At 63.7% G+C, this 9,604-nt stretch carries 10 protein-coding genes and 1 pseudogene; 7 read left to right on the top strand and 4 right to left on the bottom strand.

The window, feature by feature from the left end; translation table 11 throughout:
* The coding region (locus E4K65_RS40470) for an Hpt domain-containing protein (protein WP_197969154.1) at positions 1-296 on the bottom strand (296 nt) is incomplete at its 3' end.
* Between the two features lie 417 nt (positions 297-713).
* Positions 714-1,191, bottom strand: a pseudogene (locus tag E4K65_RS40465) (response regulator).
* A gap of 440 nt (positions 1,192-1,631) precedes the next feature.
* On the opposite strand from E4K65_RS40465, the gene E4K65_RS40460 reads away from it, so the two are divergent.
* The 4 genes from E4K65_RS40460 to E4K65_RS40445 all read left to right on the top strand — a co-directional run bounded on the left by E4K65_RS40460 (position 1,632) and on the right by E4K65_RS40445 (position 4,112).
* Positions 1,632-2,342: a Crp/Fnr family transcriptional regulator gene (locus E4K65_RS40460; RefSeq protein WP_135178847.1), complete on the top strand. Its 711-nt coding sequence runs from the start codon at positions 1,632-1,634 to the stop codon at positions 2,340-2,342.
* A 191-nt stretch (positions 2,343-2,533) separates the two neighbouring features.
* Complete coding sequence (locus E4K65_RS40455) at positions 2,534-3,232, top strand: Crp/Fnr family transcriptional regulator (protein WP_209312136.1); 699 nt, start codon at positions 2,534-2,536, stop codon at positions 3,230-3,232.
* A gap of 156 nt (positions 3,233-3,388) precedes the next feature.
* Complete coding sequence (locus E4K65_RS40450) at positions 3,389-3,766, top strand: Hpt domain-containing protein (protein ID WP_167771549.1); 378 nt, start codon at positions 3,389-3,391, stop codon at positions 3,764-3,766.
* Positions 3,767-3,863: 97 nt separating this feature from the next.
* A complete protein-coding gene (locus E4K65_RS40445; protein ID WP_135178844.1) occupies positions 3,864-4,112 on the top strand; it encodes a hypothetical protein in 249 nt (82 codons plus the stop codon).
* 54 nt (positions 4,113-4,166) lie between these two features.
* Here E4K65_RS40445 and E4K65_RS40440 read toward each other — a convergent pair whose 3' ends face one another.
* Complete coding sequence (locus E4K65_RS40440; protein ID WP_135178843.1) at positions 4,167-4,790, bottom strand: helix-turn-helix domain-containing protein; 624 nt, start codon at positions 4,788-4,790, stop codon at positions 4,167-4,169.
* Positions 4,791-5,130: 340 nt separating this feature from the next.
* On the opposite strand from E4K65_RS40440, the gene E4K65_RS40435 reads away from it, so the two are divergent.
* The 3 genes from E4K65_RS40435 to E4K65_RS40425 all read left to right on the top strand — a co-directional run bounded on the left by E4K65_RS40435 (position 5,131) and on the right by E4K65_RS40425 (position 8,550).
* Positions 5,131-6,294 carry a hypothetical protein gene (locus tag E4K65_RS40435; RefSeq protein ID WP_135178842.1) on the top strand — a complete coding sequence of 388 codons (1,164 nt, stop codon included), beginning with the start codon at positions 5,131-5,133 and terminating at the stop codon, positions 6,292-6,294.
* 336 nt (positions 6,295-6,630) lie between these two features.
* The gene (locus tag E4K65_RS40430) at positions 6,631-7,056 is read left to right on the top strand and encodes a hypothetical protein (protein ID WP_209312135.1); all 426 of its coding nucleotides are present in this window, start codon (positions 6,631-6,633) and stop codon (positions 7,054-7,056) included.
* 285 nt (positions 7,057-7,341) lie between these two features.
* Positions 7,342-8,550, top strand: coding sequence for an EAL domain-containing response regulator (locus E4K65_RS40425; protein WP_027547581.1), 1,209 nt, complete (start codon positions 7,342-7,344; stop codon positions 8,548-8,550).
* Between the two features lie 123 nt (positions 8,551-8,673).
* Here E4K65_RS40425 and E4K65_RS40420 read toward each other — a convergent pair whose 3' ends face one another.
* A complete protein-coding gene (locus E4K65_RS40420) occupies positions 8,674-9,528 on the bottom strand; it encodes an NAD(P)H-dependent oxidoreductase (RefSeq protein ID WP_135178841.1) in 855 nt (284 codons plus the stop codon).
* Positions 9,529-9,604: the final 76 nt, after the last annotated feature.

The raw sequence follows: 9,604 nt of genomic DNA, 5'->3' as shown, positions 1-9,604 counted from the left end.
CCGGCGAGGATTTCCTTGATGCGGTCGATCGAGGACAGGATCACCGTCACCGCCTGCCCCGTCACCGGCATGCCGTCACGGAATTTGCCCATCAGCGTCTCGCCGGCATGCGCCAGCGCTTCCAGACGCGGCAAGCCGAGGAAGCCGCACGTACCCTTGATGGTGTGGACCAGGCGGAAGATGTTATCCAGGATCTTGGCGTTGTTCGGCTCCTGCTCGAACTTCACCAGCTGATTGTCGACGGTGTCCAGGCTCTCGCTGGTCTCCGTCAAGAACTCCCGCAACAGATCATCCATGAGCTACGCCTTACTGAGCTGGGCTTCGGCGCCTGAGCCACGCTTGGCATCGACGGAAGTCCGCGCGTGGATCGTTAGACAACCCCTTTCACGGTCCCGTTAATTTCATCCTCCGTGCTAATACGGATATTGAAGAGAAGTTTGCGGTTCAGCCGCATGTTGCGGCACTTTTCGGCAAAACGGCACCGAACCGTCACGAAAGGAAGCGTTAGGTAAATGCGCCGATAACGGCGAGGCAACACGCGCGAAAAGTTCTGCTCGTGAAGGACGATATGCACGGCCCGCGTGGGATCGAAGCCGATCGCCCGCAATCGGGAGCGCTCTTGCGACCATCGCATCGCGCCCTGCCGGGATCCGTAAGGCCCGCGGTTGTGGTAAACGGATGCTTACCCCGCCGCTACGACGGCCTGCGCCGCGCTAACCCAGGCGCGCGGCCGAGATAATGTCGTCGGAACGGTGCTCCGCGAGGCAATCCTCGATGGCGGCGAGCAACGCGAGCGGCGTGAACGGCTTGCGCAGACAGCGTGCCGCGCCGAGCTCGAGCGCCATCCGGAGGAAATCGGGAGCGGGTGAATTCAGATTTACGAAAGCGTAGCCGGACATCGCGATCAGCGGAATGGTGGGCCCGCTCGTGGAAGATCCTGATCGATTCGAAGCCGCGCATGTGCGGCATGAAGATGTCGATGATCACCAGATCGAAATGATCGTGTTCGAGGGCGCGCAGTTCGACCTCGCCTCCTTCGGCAATCGTCACCCGAAAATGGTTTCGCTGGAGATAGACCTCGATGGCCATGCACACCATCGGGTCGTCGTCGACAACGAGAATATGGCGCAGATTTTCTGTCCCCGTTTGAGCTTCCAGTTTCGGCGATTCAATAATTGAACCGTGGGGCACGCCTTTCTCCTCTGGTTGGGATCGAAGAATTGACGGTCGCAAACACCTTTGGCGGAGACAGGAAACGGAAACGACGGATGCGAAATCTGCAGCCGTGCGGCGCCATTGTTCGGAGCGATGTCCGGTTGCGGTAACCGCTCGTCCAATGGACGAGGCTGCGCGGACTGACCGGCGTCCGATCGCAGCGCGGATGCAGTGCTGCCGGCTCATGAAGGCCCCCCTACCGCTTTTTCCTGCGCAGCCTCGCAGGATGCGCGAAGGTTCCCGAGCGAATCAGCGCGCAGTACTTATTTCCGGCGCAAATGCGACAGCCTGTCTGCCCTCTAACGGGTATATGGACAGCCACACAACCTGTACAATATGCTTTGTTGCGACGCAACTTGACCGGACAAATGGACGCGGCGTCGATCTTAGATTGAACGCGTCGGAATTGATCCTGCATGACCGCGAGCGGCTCCCCGCCCAATCAATTGCTGCGAATGCTCGATGCTGCGGATTTCGACCTGCTGCGCCCCCATCTCGCGACAGTCGAAATGGTCAGGGAATCTGTCTTGGGCGAAGCGGGCGCCGCACTGAGATACGTCTACTTCCCGCACCGCGGGTCCGTTTCGATCACGCTGGGCTTGTCCGAAGGGCAAATGATCGAGATCGCAATGCTGGGACGCGACAGCGTCGTGGGCGGCGGCGCGGCGCTTACCGACGGCATCGCGCTGGCGGACGCGGTCGTGCTCTTCCCGGGCACGGCGTCCATGCTTGAAATCGGGGCTTTCCGGACGATCGCCGCCGCGAGCGTGCCGTTTCGAAGTCTGATGGTGCGTCATGAGCAGGTCCTGCTCGCACATGCGCAGCAATCGTTGCTCTGCAATACGCTGCACCCGGTCGAGGCCCGGTTGGCGCGCTGGCTCTTGCGGGCCCACGACCTCTCCGACGGCTCGATTCTGCCGCTGACACAGGAGGCGCTGGCACAGATGATGGGCGTGCGGCGCAACGCCATTTCGCTCGTCGCGCATGCGCTGCAGCGGGCTGGCATCATTCGCTACACCCGCGGGCAGATCGAAGTCATCGAACCGCGCGCGCTGGAGACGACGTCCTGCGACTGCTATGCGGCGGTCAAGGCCTTCCATTCTCGCCTGCTCGGAGCGCCGCGGTGACGAGAGCCCGAGGCGGCCGGTCGGCATGCCGTGGTGCACACAGCCTCGCAGGGGTGACGCCGCACCCGGACATCTTGTCTCAATTGCCTATATATCCCGACGGGAACATGATGGAGCCCGCCCGTGCTGGGATCGGCAAATTCGCTCTCGCAAGTCCCTGCCTGACGAGACGGGAGGCAGCTTTGGAAACGATGGCGCGTCCATCCAACGGTTTCCTGTCCGCGCTGTCGGCGGACGATTACGAGTTGATCCGCCCGCACCTGCGCACGGTCGATCTGCCGCACGAGGCCGTTCTGGTCGAGGCCGGCGAGACGCTCAAGCGCGCGTTCTTTCCCCACCGCGGCGTCATCTCGCTGGTGGTGAAGTTCGCCAAGGGCGAGCACGTGCAGGTCGCGATGATCGGCCGCGACAGCTTGCTCGGCACGCTCTCGACCATGGGCGATGCATGCGCGCTGAACACGGCGATCGTGCTGATTCCTGGCGTCGCGTCGATGATGGATCTCGACCGGCTGCGCATCGCGGCCGACCAGAGCGGCACCCTGCGGACGTTGCTCACGCGCCATGGGCTTGCGGTTTACGTGCAGGTCCAGCAGACCGCGGGCTGCAACGCCGCCCACCCGGTGGAATCGCGGCTGTCGCGCTGCCTGTTGCACACCCATGATCTGTCGGGCGACTATCGGCTGCTGCTGACCCAGGAGGCCATGGCGCAGATGATCGGGGCGCGGCGCAACAGCGTGTCGCTGGTCGCCAATACCTTGCAGCAGGCCAATTTCATCCACTACAGCCGCGGGCACATCCAGATCCTGAACCTGGACGGCCTGCGCCAGACCGCGTGCGAATGCTACGCCACCGTGAAGACCCAGTACGACCGTCTGCTCGGCCAGCGCTGACCGGCGCTGCCGCGTGGTAAACCTGCGGCTAATGCCGGCCTGCAAACACCCGCTGTCCTGCTACCGGAACTGAAATTCAAATGCCCTAGACACGGACCGATCCGCGCGCCGAACGCGCTACGCGACAAACGAACCGTGACCAAGGCAGGCCAAGCCATGCTTGAAATGACCGTTGCGCCTTCTCAGGCAGCGCTCGATGCCGAGCCCGCGCGCGAGCCGGGCGCGTACGCGGCGCTGGTGCGCGAGATCGGCGAGGACGGCGCCGGCGAAGTGCGCGCCGTGTTCTGGGGCGAGACCTGCGCACGCCTGCAACTGTTCCGCACGCTCTCGCTCGCGCATCACCCCGCCAAAATCGCGCGTGAGGCCCATTCGCTGAAGAGCGCGGCCGGGACGTTCGGCTATCTCAGGCTCGCGGCGCTGGCGCTGCGGCTGGAGAAGACCGCGGAGACGCTCGGCGAGGCCGAATTCAGTGATCTCCTGGAGCGCATGGATGCCGCCTACGCCGCCGCGCGCGCGCAGGATCCGCAGGCATAACGAGACCGATGCAACCCCGCCGTACTTCTACGGTTTGGGATTTTCACAGATGGCTAATCATAGCTGGTGATAGTCGCGGGAAACCAGGAGGGTTTCCATGTTCACCTACGAGACTGTGGACCAGAAGGAGGTCCGTCGCTTTCGCATCGCCCAGTTCAACGGCCGGATGGCGACGGTGAAGGCTGGCGAGTCGACGGTGACCGGCTTCGTGCGCTCGGTGCTGGAGCAGGAATCGAGCATCCCTCCCCGCTGGACCATCACGATCATTCCGAACGCGCCGAAGGAAGAGATCAAGCCGCTGCGCCCCGTCTCTCGCGCGCGCCCCTTCTCGGAAGACTACTTCTGAACGCGATCGGCCGCCCCGGCCCCGCGCCGCGACCGGCGGCGCAAGACAACAACCTCAATCGATCGAATGCAGCAGCGCCGCGCGGACGAGGTCCGCGGTGTTGCGCGCACCGAGCTTGCGCATCGCCTCGGCGCGATGGCTCTCGAACGTGCGCGGACTGATCTGCATCCGAAGCGCACCCTGCTTGTTCGAATAGCCCTCGCTGATCAGCCGGAGCACCTCGCGTTCGCGTTTGGTCAGCCGCTTCTGGCCCGACAGGCCCAGGAGTTCGGCGCTCGGCACGCGCTGCGGCTGCGACACACGGGCGGCCTTCGATTCGGCGTCCTCGATCCGGGGAGGGATCGGCGAGTCGCCCTTGTGGGGACCGGCAAGCTGCTTGACCAGGCCGCAAACGCGCTCGGTCTGCGTCAGCGCATTCTCCACCACCCGCTGCAAATAGGCGCGGTCGCCCGTAGCCGGCGCGAGCTGATCGCTGTGATGCTTGATCTCGCCCATGTAGAGCAGGAGCGCAGTCAGGGGGCCATTGAGCTCGCGGGCGATGGCGGCGGCCATTTCGTCGGCGGCCTTGGCGCGGGCGGCGTTCAGGCGGACGAAGTCGAGCTCTTCAGCCGAAGCAGTGCTGCTTTCGTACCATTCCGACGGCCGCGAATCGGTCGCCGTATCGTTCTGTGACCCCATGTGACCTGTTTAGCGGAACCCGGGCCGATCTGTGGTTAACTTTTTGCTCCGTAAGATTACGGTGATTTTGGCAGTTTTGCGCTAAAACGCCGGCATCGGCACAATTTATGCTTGCGCGAAGCTGACCTCGACCATGCAAGGGTTGAGAACTCCGCCCACTTCCTGGGCAGATAGGCCGAAGTCTCCTTAACCGCCGTCTCCCGGACGGTCGTCCGCCGCCCCCGGATTTTACGGATAAATTAACGGCGACTTGCTTCTCTAGATCCGATTGAGAGCGCGCAAATGCCTCCATGCATTGAGCCCGTGGGCTTGCTGGAATCGTTGCGGAAGATTGCGTGCCATGAACGAGATCGACCGGCTGTCGGAATTCTTGCAGAGGCTGACGCCGCTGTCGCGCAGCTGTCTGCTCAGCGAGCTTGAGCGGCTCGAGCTGTGCGGCATCGACATGCCGGGCTCGGCCGACGTCCAGGCCCGCCTGCGCGCCGAGTTTCGCAAGGACGGATCGACCCAGGCGCGCGCCACCAGCCCCTCGCGTTATTTCTTCGCGCCGCTCGAGCTGCTGCTGATCGACGGCGCACCCGAGCACCCCAACATGGGGCGAATTTCGCGCAACACCCTCACCCCGATCTGGGAGTGGATCTGCCGCGACCTGCTGCCGACCATGGCGCGCGACTACATCAAGGCGATCAACGACCAGGTCACCGCCAACAACCCGAAGGAAGTGCTGAAGATCGCGTCGATCTTCCAGACCAAGGTCGTCAAGGTCCTCGAGAACACCCTCGCCTCGACGGAGAGCACCGAGTTCGCCCGCGGCAAGCTCGCGCAATACACGGCTTCGCGCAGCGCCTTCGACGACGTCAAGAAGATGCAGCAGGTGCTGCGCGCCGGCGCCGCGCTGCCGAAGTTCAACGAAAAGCTGCCCGAGAAGATCGCGAAATTCGACGACGGCCAGGTCGCCCAGATCACCGCGCGGCTCGATGCCTTCAAGAAGGCTCATCCCGAGGCGCTGCCCTTCGCGCTGGCGCTGGTAGCGCGGCGGCTGAAGACGTCCTGGCAATTGGTGCACCTGGCCACCAGGGCCGCCGCGAGCAAGAGCGCGGCCGACGTCGCCGCCACGCCCTATGCCTGCGTCGTTGCCATGGTGCTCGACCGGCTCGACGACAAGCGCCTCGCCCTCAGGATCGCGCTCCGGCACAACCGGGTGCTGATCGCTCGCGACCTGCTCGCCGAAATCTACGACACCGAATATGCGCTCAAGGTCCGCATCGACGGCATCGAACATTGCGAATGGGGCGTCCGCCTCCAGCAATTGATGGACGCGATCGCGGCGCTGGTGGCCGCCGAGGTGAGCCGCTTCCCGGCCAATGTCGGACACATTCTCGGCTCGCGCCGGCTACGCAGCCACGACACGCTCGGCGGCAAGCTGTCCTATCTGGCCTGGAAGGGACGCGACGCCGTGCAGGACGGCGCGGCAGCGTTTCGCAAATTGATCGGACAGACCTGACATTCGGCAGCGCAATCAATGCGCGCGCGGCAGGCACAGGAAGCGATCGAGAAATCGCCCTGACAGCACGAACCTGAACCACCAATACAATATCCGCCGCGTCGTCATTGCTGCGATCCTCGACAGCCCACCACCGGCTGCCTCGAGCAATAGCGCAGGTGCAGCAAGCCGCATGTGATCTGCTTCACACTTTCGCCGTCGCGGCCGCGCGCATCGTCGCAGAACCGTCGCGAGCGGAGGCGGAACATTCGCGCATCGCGCGAAAATGAGTTCTTCGGCCGTAGCTGTCGCTCCTATTCTCCGATGCACCGCATGAGCATTGGGAAGGACTCCGCGATGAGATCGAACCGACGGACATTGACGATGGCGGCCATGCTTGCGGGCGCGTTGGCGCTCACATCGACGACGATGGCGCAGACCTCGCCGCCGCAAGGCAATGCCGCGCCGACCGCCGACAACGCGGTGCTTCTGACCGTCTTCTTCAAGCACGACCAGTCCCGCCCGCTCAACGAGCTGAATGCGCAGCTCGACAAGCAGGGATTCCACAAGGCGTTTCCGCCGCCCGGAATCGAGGTCGTGAGCTGGTACGTGATGATGGGCATCGGCCAGGTGATCACGCTGCGGCTGCCGGCCTCGCGACTGCGCGAAGTCAATCGCGTCATCGAGGATACCGCGTGGGGCGCGTACCGCACCGAGTTCTATCCGACCTATGACTACAAGGCGGTCGGCATGGCTCAGCACGACAAGGCCACAAACAATTGAAGGCCATCGTTATTCAATTGGGCGAAGCGCGAACGGCGTCGTCCAATTGCAGGACACCGGCCTTGCTCTCGCACCGGCCGCAGCTTTCAAAAAATCTCTCGCGATGACCGTGTCATGCGTCCGTCACACGCGGTCAGACGTAAAGACTTCCCGAACGAGATCCGAACAATTTTAGGAATGATGAGGGCTTTAACGTTACCCAGATAATCCGACAATCGACTGAAGCCTTCCATATTTGAAACTGCTCCCATCGCTAACACCGTCGCCGAACGGGAGTGGCTTGAGATGAACGATCAAATTGTAGAACTCGCCGGACGAAGGCCCAAAACCTTCGGGCGGCGAAAGGTAACGCCGCGCGCTTGCGTCGCCGACGGCAAGCGCCATCTGCGTGCTTTCCTCGCCGAGGTGCTGGAGGATCTCGGCTTCGTCACGACCGAATGCGCCAGCGCGGAGGAGCTGAAAACCGTGCTGACGAGCGAATTACCGGACCTGATCCTGCTTGGAATCGCCGCCGACGGCATCGAGCCCGGGACATTTCTGGAGACGCTGGTGCGCGAGGCCTTCGACGGCAAGGTTCTCGCCGTCGGCGCCCGCGAGTCGATCATCGTCAGGGCCGTGCAGCAGGTCGGCGAGGAATATGGCCTTGCCATGCTGCCGCCGCTGACCACGCCCTTTGCCGCCGAGACGCTGCGCGAGCGCGTCGCGATGCTGCTGCCGGAGGAGCCGGCGCCGAGCCCGGCCGTGCATGTCGGCGAGGCCCTGCATGCCGGCTGGCTCGAGCTGTGGTACCAGCCCAAGATCGACGCGAGGACGCTGATCCGCAACGGCGCCGAGGCGCTGGTGCGGATGCGCCACCCGACCTGGGGCGTGGTGCCGCCGGCCTATTTCATTCCCGAGGCGCACGATCCGCATCTGCGCGACCTCTCGGAATTCGTGATCGAGCGCGCCGTGCAGGACTGGCACTATCTGCTCGAGCACCAGAGCCCGGTCGATCTCTCGATCAACCTGCCGGCCTCGTATCTGAAGGAGCCGCAGGCCGTGCGCGATCTCTGCCGTCGCATGCCGACGCATCCGGCCTTCGGCGGACTGACGATCGAGATCGACAGCGAGGAGGCGATCCGCGACCTCGATGTCCTCGGCGAGGTGGCGCGCGAAGTGGGCCTGCACAATATCGGCCTGTCGATCGACAATCTCGGCGCCAACTGGCCGTCGCTGATGGACCTGGGCAAGCTCCCCTTCATCAAACTGAAGGCCGACCGGCACTTCGTCACCGGCAGCGGCAATGACCGCCTCAAGCGCACGGTGTGCCGGCACATCGTCGAGCTTGCGCAGGGCTATGGCGCGTGTGCGATCGCCGAAGGCGTCGAGAGCCGCGCCGACCTCGTTGCCGCGAACGAGCTCGGCTTCGACTTCGTGCAGGGTTTTCTGTTCGGCAAGCCGATGCCGCTGAAGAAATTCGCGAGGAGCACGCTGACGCGGACGGTGATGGAGTGAGCACGTTCGCGGCGATCGAGTTCGCGCCCGTGCATGATCGATTGCTTCGAAGCTTTCCGGCGCACCGCGTGCGGGTGTCGTGATCCCGCACGCGTCCGCCGTCATGCAAGGCAATCCGCAGACCTAGGCTGTTGCCGCGCGAACATCCGTCGGCGGCCGCACGGCATCCGGCTCGGCACGCGAGCCGTGCGACTCGGCCCGCTCGACATGGAGCGCGAAGCCGCTTGCCGCGGAATACTCGAGCCCCGCGCGGAGCTGCATGCCCGGAATCAGGTAGTCGCCGCCATTCTGGCGCCGATAGGGAATGGGCGGGGTCGTCGCAAGCGTTCTCATCCTCTCGCGCAGACTTTCGGCAACCGCCTGGTAAGCGGCCCCGTCGAGCTTGTCGGATTTGTAGACCACGAACGGCGGAAGAACCTCATATCCCGGATAATAGAGAATGCCGTGATTGATCGGGAACAGCAGGTCGTCGATCGGCCCGTTGATCCCTCGTGCCGAATAATGCTCCTGCCAGCCGCCCGCCGTCACGATCACCATCGCGCGTTTGCCTGCCAACGTCCCCTCTCCGTAACGGTCGCCCCACCGCTTGTCGCTGTGCTCGCCGACACCGTACGCGAAGCCGTAGGCGAACACGCGGTCGACCCAGCCCTTGAGGATTGCCGGCATGCTGAACCACCACAGTGGAAATTGCAGGATCAGCACATCCGCCCACAGCAGCTTCTCGATCTCGCCTTTGACGTCGACGGTCAGTGTGCCGGCCTCGAACGCCTGCTTGGATGCGGCGGCTGGCGCAAGTCGCGTGTCCGCCGGCAGCGAGGGGAAATCCGCGCGATCGACATCCGATTTCCAGCGCTGGGCATAAAGATCCGACACCCGCACCTCATGGCCCTGCGCCTCAAGGGACCTGACGGCAACATCGCGCAGCCCGCCATTGAGCGAGCCCGGTTCGGGATGGGCGAAGACGATCAACACTTTCATGATCAGCACCAATGATTGATGATTTCGCACAGCAACTAGCCCCGCCGGCCGTGATCCGCTAGATATCGGCAATGGA

It is taken from the genome of Bradyrhizobium niftali (genome assembly GCF_004571025.1).
Classification (GTDB): domain Bacteria; phylum Pseudomonadota; class Alphaproteobacteria; order Rhizobiales; family Xanthobacteraceae; genus Bradyrhizobium; species Bradyrhizobium niftali.
Note: the sequence above shows the minus strand (reverse complement) of the source record. Positions and strands in the feature narration are given on the sequence as shown.